This window comes from Haloarcula amylovorans, from assembly GCF_004681185.1.
Classification (GTDB): domain Archaea; phylum Halobacteriota; class Halobacteria; order Halobacteriales; family Haloarculaceae; genus Haloarcula; species Haloarcula amylovorans.
Genome location: NZ_SRIF01000002.1, coordinates 608,533 through 624,003, shown reverse-complemented (window position 1 = coordinate 624,003; position 15,471 = coordinate 608,533). Strand labels below are relative to the sequence as shown.

Below are 15,471 nucleotides of genomic sequence, written 5' to 3'. Positions count from 1 at the left end.
GCCGACGGCGAGCGGTTTCCCCGAACTCGCGGCGTCGCCGCGAGTTCGGCCTTTTTCGCCCACGTTTTTCGAGGACGGGTTCCCACAGCGCCGCGAAGCGGCGCGAGGAAACCCGACGACGAAAAAGGTGGGTCGTCAGGTACTTTGTGTCCTAGTCCTCAAAGGCGAACGATGGAGCATCTGGAGCGGCGTCGTGACCGCGTCGAGGAACGGCTGGAGGCGGTTCTCGACGGTGTCGAACCCGAGCAGCTGGCCGAGGAGGTCCGACACGTCGCGCTCTCGGGGGGGAAACGCGTGCGACCGACGGTCACGGTGCTGGTCTGTGAGGCGCTGGGTGGGGAACCGGACGACGCCCTCGATTTCGGCGTCGGTATCGAGTTGGTCCACAACGCCTCACTGGTCATCGACGACATCATCGACGAGTCGGCGGTGCGTCGCGGGACACCGGCGGCGTGGATGGAGTTCGGTCACGGGCCGGCGATCATCGCCTCCGACGGCTTGTTGGGGGAGGCGTTCGCGCTGTTCTCGGCCGACGAACGGGCGATGCAGACCGTCTCCGAAGCGATGGTGGAACTCGGCGAGGGCGAGGCGACGGAACTGGTCGCCCAGCCGACCAACGAACGAGAGTACATGGAACTAGCTCGCCGAAAGACCGGGGCGCTGTTCCGGGCGGCCGCGGAGTTGGGCGCGATTGCGGCCGACGCGGACGGCTACACCGTCGAGGCGATGGGCGAGTACGCCGAGCGGGTCGGCGTGGCGTTTCAGATGCGTGACGACGTACTGGACGCGACGGCGGACGCCGAAACGCTGGGCAAGCCGACGGGTCACGACGCCGAGATGGAGCGGCCGTCGCTGGTCGAAGTGACGGAGATGACCGCCGAGGAAGCCAACCAGCGAGCGCGCGCCGAGTCCGACGCCGCGCTGGAGGCCTTAGAAACCACGAACGCGCCGGATTCGCAATCGATGGAGTACTTACGCGACCTCGCGGAGTTCGTGGTCGTACGCGAACGGTAGGGCTTTTGGCCGCCGCTGGCGAAGCCGCGGGCAATGACAGTTATCGGGATCGTCGGGCTACCCGGCAGCGGCAAGAGCGAGGCGGCCAACGTCGCCGCCGACATGGGGGTGCCGGTCGTGACGATGGGCGATGTCATCCGGCAGGAGTGCCGTGACCGGGGACTGGACCCAGCGACCGAACACGGGCGAATCGCGCAGGCGCTGCGCGAGGAGAACGGCTCGGGTGCTATTGCCGAGCGCTCGTTGCCGCTCATCGAGAACGAACTGACCGAGAGCGATACGGTCCTCGTCGACGGTATCCGCTCGGACGTGGAGGTCGAAGCGTTCCGCGACTCTTTCGGCGAGTCGTTCCTGCTCGTCGAGGTCGACGCGCCCTTCGAGTTGCGCGCCGAGCGACTGGACCTGCGCGGGCGCGACGACATGAACGACGAGAGCGGGGAGTCGCTCACCGACAGGGACGAGCGCGAACTCGGCTTCGGCATGGGGAAGGCCATCGAGATGGCCGACGTGACCATCGAGAACACGGAGACGCTCGCGGCGTTCCAGCGGAAGGTGCGCACGCTGCTCCGCGAAGGCCAGGAGGCCATCGAACGATGAGCGTCGTTTACAGCGTCGACGTCGAAATCACGGTCCCGGTCAACGACACCGAGGTGACCGACCGGGTTGCCGATGCCATTCGGAACCTCTTCCCGGAGGCCGACCCCACCCACCGAGAGGGCAAACTCGTCGCCGAGGTCCACACACTGGAGGGGTTCTCCGAGAAACTCCATCAGGCGGAGATTCTCGACACCGCCCGCTCCGTCTTCTTCGATAATCTCTCGGGTGATACCTTCGCCTTCGACCTGAAGAAGCAGGCGGCCTTCGAGGGGCGGGTCAACTTCGCCGTCGGCGAGACCGCCGAACTGGGCGACATCCACGTCGCGGTGACGGTGCGCGAACCGGACGCCGAATCGTATATCGACGCCGTCGCGCCGCCGACCGAGGACGGAAAGCCGGTCGACCCGGAATGACGACGGCGCTGTGTTTCGACCTCGACGGGACGCTCGTCCACCGCACGGAACCACACGAGACGGTCACGCGAGCGACGCTCGACGCGCACGGTTTCGACGTAACCGATGCCCTCGTCAGGATTGCCGAGGAAACGTTTCGAGAGGCCCAACGCAACCTCGAACCGAACCCGTTCGAACGGTCGATGCGGACCGTCATTGACGAAACCGGTCGGGACGGCGACCCCGAGGCGATGGTCGAGACGCTCCGGGAACGGGCCTACGCGACGACCGAGGTGCCCGACGCAGCCCGCAAGAGTCTCGACACGCTCGGTGAAGACGACGCGCTCGGCGTGATAACGAACGGCACACGAGCGTGGCAGGTCGGCAAACTCGAACACCACGACCTGTTCGACTATTTCGACGCCGTCGTCACCTCCTACGAGGCCGGGGCGCACAAGCCCGACCCCGCGCCGTTCGACTTACTCCGCGAACGCGTGTCCGCCGAGGAGTATGTGATGGTCGGCGACGACTACGAGGCGGACGTCGAGGGCGCGCGAACCGCCGGATTCGTTCCCATCCACTACGAGAGGGACGGAGACGGTCCGGACCTCTGGGCGACTATCGACGCGCTGTTGTAGTCACAGACCGCTGACGAAGATCGCTATCCACTCGCCGAGTTCTCGTCGCTTGTCCACGCGGATTTCCTCGATCCACTTCACCCACTGGAAGCCGCGCCGTCCGGGCGCGACTAACCTGAGTGGGAAACCGTGACCGTGTGAGAGGCGTTCGTCGTCGACGTGGGTCGCCAGGACAGCGTCACGAGCCTCCTCGATAGGGAGGCTCCAGCGGTAGCCCGTCATCGAGCGGAACTGCACCCACGCCGCGGCGTCGTCCGTTCCGGTGGCGTCGAGCAACTCGCCGACTCGGACGCCCTGCCACTCGTGACCGGAGTACCAGCCGCTCGTGCAGTCGAGGACGGCGTCCTCGCTCGCGTCGGTCGGGATGTCAGCGAGCGCGTAGGAACGGTCTCGTTCGACGCGGCCGCCGACGGTCAGCGTCCACTCGCCCGCGTCCACCGGGGCGGGGTCGTCAGCGACCCAACTCGTCACTGGAAAGCGGTTGCCCTCGCCAGTCCCCTCCTCGCGCGACCCGGTGTAGCGCCGGTCGGCCCCGGCCGTGTCGAGCAGGTCGTTGGCCGGTCCCTGCAGTCGCCAGAGCAACGCCCCGGCGGCGACGAGGCCGGCGTATCGAAGCGCATCCCGACGGCCGCCTCGCGTGACAGTCCTCGGCGAGTGATAGCGATAGCGTAGGTGCCACAGCAATAACGGCGGGATCAGCAGACCGAGCGCGACGTGGAGGTGAAACAGTCCCCACGGACCCAGGTCGAGCGAGCCGCCGAAAATCCACCAGACGCCGGTGACGAGCGCTCCGGCGGCGTCGACGGCGAGGACGACGGAGAGGATGCGCCGCCCGGTGAGGCTGTCGGGACCGACGCGACGGCGGACCCGCCACAGTTTCACCGGTAGCAAGCAGACGAGGACGACGCCCGCGATGGCGTGAAGGTCGATGACCCACGCCGTGTCGGGTGTCCCGGTGAACATCGTCGCCACGCCGGTCCCGAGCAGCGTCCCGACGGCCGCGAACAGGCCCCAGTCCACGGCTCGCGGCGATGGCGTGAACCGACGCACGTTCATATCCCGTGTTAGCGCTCGCCGTGCTTATACTGCTGGCCGGGTTGGGCGAGAACGTGTCGGTAAGGCACTCTTACTGTGACTGTGTCACTGAGTGCCCCGTAGACACGGCTCGCGCGCCGCTTAACCGCCTGGAGCCCCCAGTTACGGACACGAATGAAGACGCTACAGAACCGACTGCTCGGTGGTCACGTACTCTCGCTGTTCGCGCTGTTGCTGGGCGACCTGCTCGGGTCGGCCCCCCTCACGACGGCGGGGTTCGCGGCGGCCGGACTCACGCTGGCCGCGCTGTTCGTCGCGATGAGCGGCGCGCTCCTCACCGGTATCGAACGTCGCCCGGACTCGCCGCTTCTCGCACCGCGAACCGGTCGGTAGACGGACGCATAGCCACGAAAAAAAACAGTTTTTCAGTACGATCGTTCGAGGACGACGGTTCCGTCGGCGTTTTGGACGGTAATCGTATCGCCGCCGTTGTTCCAGACCGCGCCGTTCGCACCCCAGTAGCGCTCGCGCTCGGTATCGCTCCCGCTCCCGGTGTAGAGCGTGACGCGTTCGCCCGGCGCGAGTGTGGACTCCCCGAAGGTGTAGCGATGGTCGGCCCCGTCAGTGACCGTCCAGCCCGATAGCGAGATGGAGTCGTCGCCGCGGTTCGCGAAGACGACGTACTCGTCGTTCAGATTCTCGTTGTCGTTGCCCTCGGCGTCGGCGTGGATTCCGGCGACGACGAGGCCCGACTCGCTTACGGTCACCGTGGGCGTCGAGCGGTCGACCGAGTCGGGGTCGACACACTGCCAGAGCCCTTTCCGGGCCTCACGGGCGGCCGATTCCGCTTCGAGAAACCGGTCCTTGCGCGTGAAGGGGCTCTCGTCGTACACCCGGGCGTGGCCGGTCGTCACCAGTCGGTAGTTGAACAGGCGGTCGTCGACGACGACGTAGGCCAGCAAGCGGTCGTAGTAGCCGCGGCGCTCGGTGGCGGGGTCGAAGGCTATCTCCACCGTCTCACCGAGCAGGCGATTCTTGGCGAAGTTCGAGGCGTCGATGCCCGCGCCGCGCAGGCACTCGGACCCGGCCGCAGTCGTCGGGACGCCTTCGAACTCGGCGGGGTCGTTCTCCGCGTTGACCTCGGGCGTGTCGACGCCGACCAGTCGGACAGTATCTCTGGTCCCGTTGTCGTACTCGATGCGGATGGTGTCACCGTCGACGACGGCGGTGACCGATACCGTGGTCCGGCCCTCCGGGAGTGGTCCGGCCGACGGCACACCTGCGGCCGTCTCCCCTCCCGGGTTGGCGGCCGTCCGCTGTGGAGTAGCCGTCTGTTCGGCGGGCATCGTGAAACCGCCACAACCGGCCAGTACCACGGTCAGCGCGAGCAGGGCGGCGAACGGGAGTCGGCGCATCGCCGGATGGTGGGACCACAGCCCCACAAGTCTGCCGGGCCGAGTTTCTTGGTACTGGGCTGAGAGTTCGCAGACGATGCTCGTCCCACTGCCCGTCAGGGAGGTCATGCAGACGCCCGCCCAGACCATCAGCCCCGAGAGTCCGGTCGTCGAGGCCGCCACGCGCCTTCGAGACGAGGGGATCGGCTCGCTCGTCGTCGAGCGCGACGGCGACTGCGTCGGCATCATTACCGAGAGCGACATCGTCGCCGTCACCGCGGAGGAAGGCGACACCCGCGCACTGACCGTCGAGGACGTGATGGCGACAGCGCTCGTTACCATCGAACCCGACGTCGACGTGGAGACGGCCGTCGAACGCCTCCGCACGCACGGCATCAAGAAGCTCCCGGTCGTCGAGGACAACGAACTCGTCGGCATCGTCACGACGACGGATATCTCCAGTTACGTCCCCAACATCGCCCATCCCTCGCCGTCGAAGGAAGCGCCCATCGAACGCCGGCGCTTCACTCGCCCCGACACGCTGTACGAGGACGACGACTGGGAGTTCGAGAGCTACGGCACCGCCGACGGCATCGACGTGGGCGACCACGTCAGGTTCTCGAAGACGCTCTCCGCAGAGGATGTCGAGCGGTTCGCCGAGGTAAGCGGGGACACCAATCGCCTCCACCTCGACGACGGGTTCGCCGGGGGGACCCGATTTGGCCGCCGCATCGCCCACGGGACGCTCGTCGCGGGGCTCATCAGCGCCGCACTCGCCCGCCTGCCGGGGTTGACGATCTACCTCTCACAGGAGCTCAGTTACCGCGGCCCGGTCGATATCGGCGAGCGAGTGACCGCCCACTGCGAAGTCGTCGAACAACTGAAAGAGAACCGCTTCCGGCTGGCGACGGCCGTCGACGACTCCGAGGGAGAGTGTGTCGTCGAGGGTGATGCTGTCGTCATCTCCGACCCCATCCCCGAAACGGGATGAGCGGACGTGTCGTGTTACCTGATAACAATTGTTAAGCACTATCCGGCCCGACCCGCACGTATGGACGCAGTCGAGCGGCCGACGTTCGAGACGAACGAGGCCAGAGACGTCTATCAGTACGTCGAGCGACACGGGACGGCAGCGCGCCATCGAGCGCGGGCGGCGACAGAGTTAGACACCGAGGCGTTCCAAGAGGCAGTCGACCACCTCCTCTCGAAGGGATATCTGGCAGACGACGGTGGGACGCTCTCGCTGGCGCTGGACGTTGGCTCCATCGAGACGTACGAGAACGGGTCGGTCACGTACACGATTCGTCCGGCCCGACCGGACGACTTCGAGGGATTGGTCGAGGCGATTCGGAACGTCTCTGACGAGAGCACCTACGTCGTTGCCGAGAGCGTCGCCGAGCAGTTGCTCTACGAGGACGCAGTCACCCGGCACAACACGGTCCAGTCGCGCGTGTTCTTCGTGGCGACGATAGACGACGAAGTGATTGGCTGGTGTCATCTCGACCTCCCGCAACTGGACAAACTCAGGGAGACCGCCCAGTTGACCGTCGGCGTCGTCGCCGAGCACCGCGGGCAGGGCATCGGCAGCCAACTTATCAATCGCGGGACGGAGTGGGCGCGGGCCAACGGCTACCGGAAACTGTACAACAGCGTCCCGGCCACGATGGAGAGCGCGCTGGCGTTTCTCGAAGCCCACGGCTGGAACACGGAAGGCATCCGCCGGAACCACTACACCGTCGGCGACGAGCAAGTGGACGAAGTGATGATGGCCTACACGTTCGACTAGGCCAGGAGGACGACCAGCGCGAGAGCGATCCAGACGATTTTCAGCGCGGTGTTGACCGCGATGACCTTCGAGCCGAACGACCGCCCCCAGATGCCGTACTGGAAGGGGATCGACCGCTTGAACGTCGAGACGGCGAAGGAGACGATTCCGCCGACGAGCATCGTCGCCACCGCGGTGCGAGCGGTGAACGTACCGTTCTCGACCAGCGGCGCGATGACCACCGCGCCCGACGTGGTGTCGAGTGCGAACGCGGCGACCACCGGGACCGCCGCGCCCGGGAGACCGAGCAGTCCCGCCAGTCCGTCGGCGGCCGCGGTCACGGCGACACCGCCGCCGCCGACCAGCGCGAGCAGCTCCTCGGAGTACGCGACCAGCAGCGAGACGACGAGGTAGATGGCCGCCAGTCGCGGCAGGATTTCGCGGACCTTCTCGACCGTCTCACCAGCGGCGTCCCGTATCGCAGCCGCGTGGCTCTCGGGACTGTCGTCCAGCACGTCCGACGCGTTGGCGTGGTCGGTATCGCTGCGGCCGCCGTCGGTTGTCCGCTGGTCTCGGCGGTCGCCGTTCGCCGTCGCGCCCGCGTTCGAGCGGTCCAGCAGGACCGCTCCGGCAGCGATGCCGGTCAGCGTGATCGCCAGCGCTACCAGTCCCCGCGTGGCGACGTAGAGGACGCCAACACGTGCCCCGAGAATGGGGATCAGCACCGGCGCGTAGAAGGTGACGATGTGCTGAGCGAACCCGAAGAACGTGTTTATCGTGACGGCGACGAGCGTCGCCCGGTCAGAGAGGACGCCCGACTCCCGGAAGTCCGCGAGCATACCGTATCCCGCCGTCGGTGAGGCTGTCGTCGTCAAGATAGCCGTCCCCACTTCGTCGGGGAGGTTCGCCGGCGCGGTGAGGTAGCGCGAGACGGCGGCGATGCGGTCGACGAGGCCGAACGCCACCGCGAGGTTGGCGAGGAACACCCCCAGCGAGATGAACGCGCCGATGCGGAGTACCCGGACGATAACCTCGGCCAGCAGCGCGAGGACCGGCTGTCCGAGGAGCGCGGCGACGGCTGTCTGCACAGGTGAATATCGGTGCTTCGGGGGCAAGTGTCCGTCGATACGCGGCGAATCGCTACCGATGCCAGTCTCCAGCTATCCGCTCACTAGGACTTGAACCACGCCGAACAGCACCAGCACGCCCAGTACGTCACAGACGTTCGTCACGACGGGGATGACCACGTCGTCAGGGTCGAGTTCGAAACGATAGGCGGCGTAGGTCGTTATCGTGGTGACGACGATGGCCAGTACGGCCAGCGTGACGCCACTGGCGAGGGCGACGATGACGACTGTTCCGGGACTGAGTTGCGTTCCGCCGACGGCCGCCTGGACCGCCCACGCGCCGCCGCCGACAAGCGGAAAGACGGTGACGGCGAGAGCAACGGTGGCGGCGGCGTTGCCAGCGAGGCGGTCGTCGGTCGCCTCGAAGGAGAGCAAGCCGAGGTGGAACGCCGTCGAGAGGCGCGAAGCGAGGATACTCCCGAGGTTGCCGGCCATTCCGATGGTCACGGGGACGAGGACGAGTAGCGTCGGGTACCGGAGAAGAGTACCCTCGAAGGTATCGAGGACGAGACCGCTCCCGAGTTCGATAGCGGTCAGGACGACCAGTACGGGGAACATCCGCCGGACGATGCCCCGAACGGTCCACTCGTCGGCCACGTCAGCCACCCCCCAGCGCGAGGACGAAGCGGGTCGCCGCCAGCAGCGTGGCGATGCCGACCACGTCGCCGGTCGTCGTCACCACCGGCCCGGCCAGCGTATCGGGGTTTAGTCCCCGTCGGTAGCCGACGAAGACCACGGAGACGACGGCAATCGTGAGGAGGATTCCGGAGACGAGACCGGCCACGAGCGCGATTCCGACGAGGGTCAGCAACGGCGCGGACGGTCGCCCGATCCCAGCCAGCAGCGCGACGGTCAGCACCGCCGCGAAGCCGCTAACGAGGACGCCGTTCGCCAGCGCCGCGGCGACGGCCGCGTTCACGCGCTCGTCGGCCAGCGAGAAGCGTGGCTCGACGATCCCCTGATGGAGTGCGGAGCCGAGTCGCGCCCCCAACGAGCCGTAAACGTTCCCGCGAGTGGCGAGCAGCGCCGGAACGAGGACGAGCAGGCCCGCCACTTGCTCTAGTTCCGCGTCCATCCCGCCGAGGACGACGCCCGCGAAGAGGCCGCCGACCGCACTGAGAGCCAAGACGGGGAGGGACTCTCTGTACGCCTCGGTGGCGACCTCGCGGACGGTCATTACCGGACAGACAGCGCGCGCTCGGAAAAAGAGCGGTGATTATCGAGAAGACGATGCGGTGAGCGGCCGACGCGTTCGCCGACTCAGCGAACGCTCGTCGTGATTTTTTATCCCACCCCCCGAACAACGTGCTGTGGCCGCTGACTGCACCCCTGCGGACGTCTTCGCCCTCCTCGACGACGAGTACGCGCGCTCGCTGCTGGCGGCCACGAGCCACGAACCCATGACCGCAACCGCTCTCAGCGACCAGTGCGAGATGTCGCTCTCGACCGTGTACCGACGCCTCGAAGAGTTAGAAGCGTGTGGCCTCGTCAGCGCCGAGTTGACCCCCGACTCAGACGGCGACCACACGAACGTTTACGAGGCCCAACTGGACGAACTGCGCGTCGAACTCGACGACGGCGGCTTCGACGTGCGTCTGAAAACCACGTCGGCGACACAGCGTTTCGCCGACGCCTTTACCGACCTCTGGGAGGGGCTGTAGCGTGCCCGTCGCCGGACTCGGCTCCGAGGCGTGGCTGTTCATCGGTCAGGGTCTCTCGATCCTGTCACTGCTCGTCGGTCTCTGTATCGCCGGACTGGCGTTCTACGGGTACGTCCGAAACCGGAGTCGCGCGATGCTGTTTCTCGGTGCCGGTATCGTGACGCTGACCGCCGTGAGCTGGGCCGCCACGGTCTTCACCGCCCGCTTCTTCGGGCCGATGGTCGTTCCCGCGGTCAACAGCGGAACGCAGTTGCTGGGAATGGTGCTGTTGCTGGTCGCAATCGTCCTCGCACAGCGCCAGTGAGACCGTGAACCGCTCGGTTCGCCGGCGAGACGAGTCCGCGGCGACGCGGCGTCAGCCGAACGGGCCGCCGCCGCCCATGCCGCCCATCCCGCCGCCACCGCCGCCGCCCTGCTGTTGCATCTGTTTCATCATCCGTTCCATATCGCCGTCGCCCATGCCCTGGAACTGCTTTAGCATCTGGTCCATCTGCTTGTGCTGTTGGAGCAGTTCGCGGATGCGCTCCTCGGGCTTACCCGCCCCGCGGGCGATGCGTTCGGTCCGACTCTGGCCGACGACGCGGGGGTTTTCGAGTTCCTCCTCGGTCATCGAATCCATGATGACCTCGAAGTCACGCATCCGTTCTTGGGTCACGTCCATCGCGTTGTCGGGCAACTGGTCCATCAGGCCGCCGCCCAGGCCGGGAATCATGTCCATCACCTGGTCGAGCGGCCCCATGTTGTTCATCGCCTCCATCTGCTTTCGCATGTCCTTGAGGGTGAACGACCCCTCCATCATGTCCTCTGGCTCCCAATCGTCGTCGTCGCCCTGCTTGGTCTCCTCCATCGCGCGCTCGACGCGCTCGGTGAGCTGCTTTAAGTCGCCCATCCCGAGCAAGCGGGAGATGAACCCCGAGGGCTCGAAGCGCTCGATGTCCTTGACCGTCTCGCCGGAGCCGAGGAAGGCGATGGTCGAATCTGTCTCGTCGACGGCAGCGAGTGCGCCCCCACCTTTGGCCGTCCCGTCGAGTTTTGTGATGACGACGCCGTCGATGCCAATCGCCTCTTGGAAGTCGGCGGCCTGACTCTTCGCGCTCTGGCCCATCGCAGCGTCTAGCACGAGGAGGTTCCGGTCGGGCTGCGCTTCGGCCTCGATGCGCTCTATCTGCTCGATGAGTTCTTCGTTCAGGCCGTCGCGACCGGCGGTGTCGACGATGCGAACGTCGGCTTCTTCCGTGGCTTCCAGTCCGTCGCGGGCGATTTTCACGGGATCGTCCGCGTCGGGGTCGCCATAGAAGTCGACCTCCGCCCGACTGGCCATCTCCTTGGATTGGTCGTACGCGCCGGGACGGTCGGTGTCGGTCTGGATGATCGCGGGTCGGAGCCCCTTCGTCGAGAACCACCACGCCATCTTCGCGGCCGTCGTGGTCTTCCCTGACCCGTAGAGACCGGCGAGCATGATGGTCTGCTCTTCGAGCGGAATCTCGGTCGACTCGCCGACGAGGTCGACCAGTTCCTCGTAGACGATGCGGAGCACCCAATCGCGCGGCGTGGTGCCAGCGGGCGGCTCCTCGTCTAACGCACGGCTCTCGATGTTGTTCGAGAGCTCCTTGACGAGTGCAACGTCAACGTCGGCCTGCAACAGCGAGCGTTGAATCTCCTTGACGACGCCTTCGATGTCCTCTTCGGAGATGCGGGACTTCCCCCGGAGGTCGTCTAGGGTCCCCCGGAGCGAACTCCCCAAGTCGTCGAGTACCATTGTTGTGCCGAGATACGCGACCGGACGGGTAAAGACTTGTTGTCCCTGCGACGACGGTTCTCCCGCGATAGTAGTCTCGTTCGGCGACGAACCCGACAGGAATCCGAAGGCTGAAACAGCCGAACCGGCCACCGCTACGTATGGACGCAGTAGGGCGCTTCGCGTATCTGCTCGGAATGTTGGTCGTCGGAGTGGCCCTCCAGCAGGTCGGCGTGCTGAACGACTGGCGGACCGAACGGCTCAACGCTGTGGCCTTCTACGTCGTCCTTCCCGCGCTCATTTTCGTCTCGACGTACGACCAACCGCTGTCGTCGCTACTCTCGCCGGAACTACTCGTCGGCGTGGCTGTCGTCATGATCGTCACCGTCGGCGTGGCGTGGGTGGCACACCGCCGCTTCACCGCCCCCGAACGGCACGGCATCGCGGTCGTCCAATCCTACCACGCGAATTTGGGGTATCTGGGCTTCCCGCTGGTGGCGGCGGCCTACGGGCCGGACACGAGAGCGACGGCGGCGCTCTTGCTCGGCCTCATCACGCTCGCACAGGTCCCTGTGACCGTCATCGTGCTCGTCAGCGACGGCGCGGACGTCTCGCCCCTGGAGCAACTCTCGGCGCTCGTCACCAACCCAGTACTCGTCTCGTTGGGTTTCGGCATCGTCGTCGCATGGTTCGGCCTCGGCGTCCCCGAATCGGCGGTGACGGCGCTGTCGGCCGTCGGTGACCTCGCGTTGCCCCTCGCGCTCGTCCTCGTCGGTGCCTCGCTGGACGTGGACCCGGCCGGTATCGACCCCGCGGCGACGGCGGGCGTGGTCGCGCTGAAGCTCGGTGTGATGCCGCTGGTCGCGTGGATCACCTTCTCGGCGCTCGGCGTCGCACCGGCGGTGTTCACCGCGAGCGTCCTCATGCTCGGGACGCCGACGGCCGTCTCGACGTTCGTCTACGCGACGGAGCTGGGCGGGGACGCCGAGTTCGCCTCGCTCAACGTCTTCGTCACCACCATCGTCTCGCTCGCGACGCTGTTCGCGCTGATGGCCGTCATCTAGGGCCGGGGACACCAGAACCGAGCGTTGAACCTCGTTCTTCTTTTCTGACGAAACTGTGACGAAACAGCCGTTAGGTAGGTGTGCGAACTGAGCGTTGAAAATTCTACCAGGTATCCTCGACATCTGCAGCGCTGTGCTGAATACAGTGCGCACCTGTCAGGGTTTATCGTCTGCATAAGCAGGCCGTCGCACCGTTTCAGACAGTTGAGAACTGTTACTAGATGAATAGTAGTACTCATAATAATAGGAACAATAGGCATTGAAACAAATGAGATGTCGAACCAGACTCCCGATAGCAGTACCAGTCGCCGAACGCTCCTGAAGGCTCTCGGCGGCGCAACCGCCCTCGCTGGCGTCGGTAGCGTCGGTGGTGTCCTCGCACAGCAATCCGATTCTGGCAACGATGATGGTAGTAGCTCCAACGATTCACTTTCGGGCTGGACCTCCACGTACGGCGGCCCCGGCAACACCAACTACGCACCCACTGCGTCTGAGCCGAAAGAGGGCGTTAGTCTCCGCTGGATAGCAGACCCCGAACCGGAGACGGATAGCGACTACTCGATCTCGGTCGTTCACAACGGGACGGCCTACGTCAGCGGGCAGAAGTTCCACGCCCTCGACACCGAATCCGGCGACGTTCGCTGGACGTTCTCGACTGAGAACTCCCAAGCCTTCGAGCAAGCGACGGGCGACACGACCAATCGAACCTACTTCAACGGGTCTGCGACGGATGGCGAGACAGTCTACGTCGGTTCTGGAACCTCCAAGGAGATTCCTGGCGCTGTCTACGCTATTGATCCCGAGAGCGGCACCAAAAAGTGGCGCTTCCAGCGGGATCCGTCCGAGAGCGAGGCCCCGGAATACGCTCAGGAGGAGCAGTTGTCCTATTCCGGCATCACTACCAGCGAGGATCGGGTTTTCGTCGTCGTCGACACCCAACTGCCGAACGATTCGCTTCTCGTCGCCCTCGATGCTGAAACTGGTGAGAAACTATGGTCGGAAGAAGTCGCGTCAGACAGTCCCACATATGGGGGCGGTATCCAAGCGGCCTCCGTCGCTGACGGCAAAGTGTTCCCCCACCGAGGGGGGCTGCAAGCACTCGACGCGGAAACCGGCGAGGTCGTCTGGAGTTTCGATGGGCAACCCTCTGCGTGGAAAACGGGGACTCAAGTTCCCGTTGCCGACGGCACGGTCTATACTACGGGTGAGACAGACGAGACATCCGGTATCAGTCTGTTCGCACTGAATATAGAAGACGGAAGCGTCGAATGGAAGTACGAACCGGATACCGCTGCCTCGCTGAAATGGTCGGCTCCGGTCGTAGACGATGAATCCGTCTACATCAACTACCGCGCCAGCGCCGACCCAATAGAGCCGACTAACGAGACGGTTGCGGTCTCGCGGGAAGACGGCACGCTCCAGTACGAGGGCGCGAATCTCGGTAACGTCGCCGACGGTGTCGTCTACACGGAGGAGGCAGCCTACGACACCGCCGATGGATCGAAGTTGTTCGAGTACGGTTTCGATGGCCAGGCTTCCAGCCCCGTGTTGTACGGGAACGGCCTCTTCTTCGGCGGCCCGCGAGTGTTCGTCCTCGAACCCGGACAGGGGGAAGCGACAGTTCCCGGCCTCCCGGCCAAATCGACAGGAGACCCCGAAGACGACTTCCCCGAGGAACCGGTTGACGAAGGCGGCGATTCCCCCGACGAGCCATCCGAGACGCCCAACGAGGACGACGACCCCGACGCCTGCGAGGACTAACTAGACTTCGGTCCTCATTTTTGCAGAAGAGTGTCGTACTCGTTATTGAGTGCTGCCAGAATATCCGTTGTCCTGTTCATCTCGCACACTGTAGTGAGCGTAATCTATTTCATCTGTACTGAGCGAGGGAGGTGACCATCTCACCCTGCGATAAACCCAACAGCGCCAGCGGTACTGGTTTGCCGGCCCGAGCGCAACCACCGCTATGGCCTATCACCACCTCGACCCCGAGGACCTCCCCGAGACTGAGGACTACCCCTGTGACCGGCGGGGCATCTCGGACGCGGCGGAACTGCACGCGCTGCACGCTGCCACCTACGAGATGGCCCCCGGCGAGCAGTTGCCCCGGAGCTATCACTATCACGAGCGGCGCGAGGAACTGTTCTACGTGCGCTCTGGAACGTTGCACGTCGAGACGCCCGAAGGCGAGTTCGTCGTCCCCGAAGACGAGGTGTTCGTCGCCGAACCGGAGAGTCCGCACCGAGCGTTCAATCCCGAGGACGCAACGGAGTCCGTGAAAGTGCTCGGCGTCGGCGCGCCGAAGACGGACATCGCGCTCCCGTACGACCCGGCGGAGTGAGTCGGGCGGCTTTCACCTACGCTTTTGCCCCCGGCCCGCCCACTCCCTCGCATGACACGCAAACAGGCAGTCCAGCAGCAACTCGTAGACAGCGGCGTCACGGCCGTCCTCCGCGGTATCCCCGAAGAGAAGATGGTGGACGTAGCGAAAGCGGTCCACGAGGGTGGCGTTACCGCGCTCGAACTCACCGCCGACGCCAAGCGGTGCTCGGACCTGATCGCCGCCGTCGACAAGGAACTGGCGGGCACGGACGCCGTCATCGGCGCGGGAACCGTGATGGACGCCGCGGCGGCGCGCAACGTCATCGAGGCCGGCGCGGAGTTTGTCCTCGCGCCCAATCTCAACGAGGACGTCATCGATGTCTGCAATCGTGAGGGAATCGTCTGCGTTCCCGGTGTCATGACACCCAGCGAGGCCGCCGACGCGATGGAGGCCGGCGCGGACATTCTGAAGATGTTCCCCGCCTCGACGGTCGGACCGGGCCACATCGGCGCGCTACAGGGGCCGCTCGGCGACATACCCATCATGCCGACCGGCGGCGTCTCGACGGACAACGTCGCCGAGTACTTCGACGCGGGCGCGGTCGCCGTCGGCGCTGGCTCCGCGCTGGTCGATTACGAGGCCATCGAGAACGACGACATGGACCAGGTCCGCGAGTCCGCCGCCGAGTTCGTCGAAGCGGTCGAGAACGCGCGCGACTGACGG

The 15,471-nt window shown here is 65.5% G+C and carries 19 protein-coding genes; 13 read left to right on the top strand and 6 right to left on the bottom strand.

Annotated elements, in window-relative coordinates:
- The first annotated feature begins 171 nt into the window (after positions 1-171).
- Genes E4S61_RS10360 through E4S61_RS10345 form a run of 4 tightly spaced genes read left to right on the top strand, consistent with a single transcriptional unit; the run spans position 172 to position 2,641 of the window.
- A complete protein-coding gene (locus tag E4S61_RS10360; protein WP_135303858.1) occupies positions 172-1,014 on the top strand; it encodes a polyprenyl synthetase family protein in 843 nt (280 codons plus the stop codon).
- 33 nt (positions 1,015-1,047) lie between these two features.
- Positions 1,048-1,611: an AAA family ATPase gene (locus E4S61_RS10355; RefSeq protein ID WP_135303857.1), complete on the top strand. Its 564-nt coding sequence runs from the start codon at positions 1,048-1,050 to the stop codon at positions 1,609-1,611.
- The gene (locus E4S61_RS10350; protein WP_135303856.1) at positions 1,608-2,024 is read left to right on the top strand and encodes an RNA-binding domain-containing protein; all 417 of its coding nucleotides are present in this window, start codon (positions 1,608-1,610) and stop codon (positions 2,022-2,024) included. The genes E4S61_RS10355 and E4S61_RS10350 overlap by 4 nt, the downstream gene beginning before the upstream one ends.
- Positions 2,021-2,641 carry an HAD family hydrolase gene (locus E4S61_RS10345; RefSeq protein WP_135303855.1) on the top strand — a complete coding sequence of 207 codons (621 nt, stop codon included), beginning with the start codon at positions 2,021-2,023 and terminating at the stop codon, positions 2,639-2,641. Before E4S61_RS10350 ends, E4S61_RS10345 begins: the two co-directional genes overlap by 4 nt.
- On the opposite strand, the gene E4S61_RS10340 is transcribed toward E4S61_RS10345, so the two are convergent.
- Positions 2,642-3,697 (bottom strand): molybdopterin-dependent oxidoreductase, encoded by a 1,056-nt coding sequence (locus tag E4S61_RS10340; RefSeq protein WP_135303854.1) that lies wholly within the window; start codon positions 3,695-3,697, stop codon positions 2,642-2,644. It lies immediately after the preceding gene.
- 153 nt (positions 3,698-3,850) lie between these two features.
- On the opposite strand from E4S61_RS10340, the gene E4S61_RS10335 reads away from it, so the two are divergent.
- The gene (locus E4S61_RS10335) at positions 3,851-4,069 is read left to right on the top strand and encodes a hypothetical protein (protein ID WP_135303853.1); all 219 of its coding nucleotides are present in this window, start codon (positions 3,851-3,853) and stop codon (positions 4,067-4,069) included.
- A 32-nt stretch (positions 4,070-4,101) separates the two neighbouring features.
- Here E4S61_RS10335 and E4S61_RS10330 read toward each other — a convergent pair whose 3' ends face one another.
- Positions 4,102-5,091: a lamin tail domain-containing protein gene (locus E4S61_RS10330; RefSeq protein ID WP_135303852.1), complete on the bottom strand. Its 990-nt coding sequence runs from the start codon at positions 5,089-5,091 to the stop codon at positions 4,102-4,104.
- A gap of 76 nt (positions 5,092-5,167) precedes the next feature.
- Between E4S61_RS10330 and E4S61_RS10325 the strand changes: the two genes are divergently transcribed.
- Positions 5,168-6,061, top strand: coding sequence for a CBS domain-containing protein (locus tag E4S61_RS10325; protein ID WP_135303851.1), 894 nt, complete (start codon positions 5,168-5,170; stop codon positions 6,059-6,061).
- 60 nt (positions 6,062-6,121) lie between these two features.
- On the top strand, positions 6,122-6,856 hold the full coding sequence (locus tag E4S61_RS10320) for a GNAT family N-acetyltransferase (protein WP_135303850.1): 735 nt from the start codon (positions 6,122-6,124) through the stop codon (positions 6,854-6,856).
- Here the strand turns inward: E4S61_RS10320 and E4S61_RS10315 are convergent.
- The 3 genes from E4S61_RS10315 to E4S61_RS10305 all read right to left on the bottom strand — a co-directional run bounded on the left by E4S61_RS10315 (position 6,853) and on the right by E4S61_RS10305 (position 9,139).
- Complete coding sequence (locus tag E4S61_RS10315; RefSeq protein WP_135303849.1) at positions 6,853-7,923, bottom strand: nucleoside recognition protein; 1,071 nt, start codon at positions 7,921-7,923, stop codon at positions 6,853-6,855. The two genes, E4S61_RS10320 and E4S61_RS10315, sit on opposite strands and share 4 nt — an antisense overlap.
- A 72-nt stretch (positions 7,924-7,995) precedes the next feature.
- Positions 7,996-8,520, bottom strand: a complete 525-nt coding sequence (locus tag E4S61_RS10310) for a magnesium transporter (protein ID WP_394346447.1) — start codon at positions 8,518-8,520, stop codon at positions 7,996-7,998.
- Positions 8,521-8,560: 40 nt separating this feature from the next.
- Complete coding sequence (locus E4S61_RS10305) at positions 8,561-9,139, bottom strand: magnesium transporter (RefSeq protein WP_135303847.1); 579 nt, start codon at positions 9,137-9,139, stop codon at positions 8,561-8,563.
- 133 nt (positions 9,140-9,272) lie between these two features.
- Here E4S61_RS10305 and E4S61_RS10300 point away from each other — a divergent pair, with 133 nt between their 5' ends.
- Positions 9,273-9,623, top strand: a complete 351-nt coding sequence (locus tag E4S61_RS10300; protein ID WP_135303846.1) for a winged helix-turn-helix domain-containing protein — start codon at positions 9,273-9,275, stop codon at positions 9,621-9,623.
- A gap of 1 nt (position 9,624) precedes the next feature.
- Positions 9,625-9,927, top strand: a complete 303-nt coding sequence (locus E4S61_RS10295) for a hypothetical protein (RefSeq protein WP_135303845.1) — start codon at positions 9,625-9,627, stop codon at positions 9,925-9,927.
- Between the two features lie 51 nt (positions 9,928-9,978).
- Here the strand turns inward: E4S61_RS10295 and E4S61_RS10290 are convergent, their stop codons facing one another.
- Positions 9,979-11,382, bottom strand: coding sequence for a signal recognition particle protein Srp54 (locus tag E4S61_RS10290; RefSeq protein ID WP_135303844.1), 1,404 nt, complete (start codon positions 11,380-11,382; stop codon positions 9,979-9,981).
- Between the two features lie 140 nt (positions 11,383-11,522).
- Here E4S61_RS10290 and E4S61_RS10285 point away from each other — a divergent pair, with 140 nt between their 5' ends.
- From E4S61_RS10285 to E4S61_RS10270, 4 genes are all read left to right on the top strand, one after another.
- Positions 11,523-12,425 carry an AEC family transporter gene (locus tag E4S61_RS10285; RefSeq protein ID WP_135303843.1) on the top strand — a complete coding sequence of 301 codons (903 nt, stop codon included), beginning with the start codon at positions 11,523-11,525 and terminating at the stop codon, positions 12,423-12,425.
- A 273-nt stretch (positions 12,426-12,698) separates the two neighbouring features.
- The gene (locus E4S61_RS10280) at positions 12,699-14,186 is read left to right on the top strand and encodes a PQQ-binding-like beta-propeller repeat protein (protein WP_135303842.1); all 1,488 of its coding nucleotides are present in this window, start codon (positions 12,699-12,701) and stop codon (positions 14,184-14,186) included.
- 205 nt (positions 14,187-14,391) lie between these two features.
- Complete coding sequence (locus E4S61_RS10275) at positions 14,392-14,766, top strand: cupin domain-containing protein (protein WP_135303841.1); 375 nt, start codon at positions 14,392-14,394, stop codon at positions 14,764-14,766.
- Between the two features lie 51 nt (positions 14,767-14,817).
- Positions 14,818-15,468, top strand: coding sequence for a bifunctional 4-hydroxy-2-oxoglutarate aldolase/2-dehydro-3-deoxy-phosphogluconate aldolase (locus E4S61_RS10270; RefSeq protein ID WP_135303840.1), 651 nt, complete (start codon positions 14,818-14,820; stop codon positions 15,466-15,468).
- Positions 15,469-15,471: the final 3 nt, after the last annotated feature.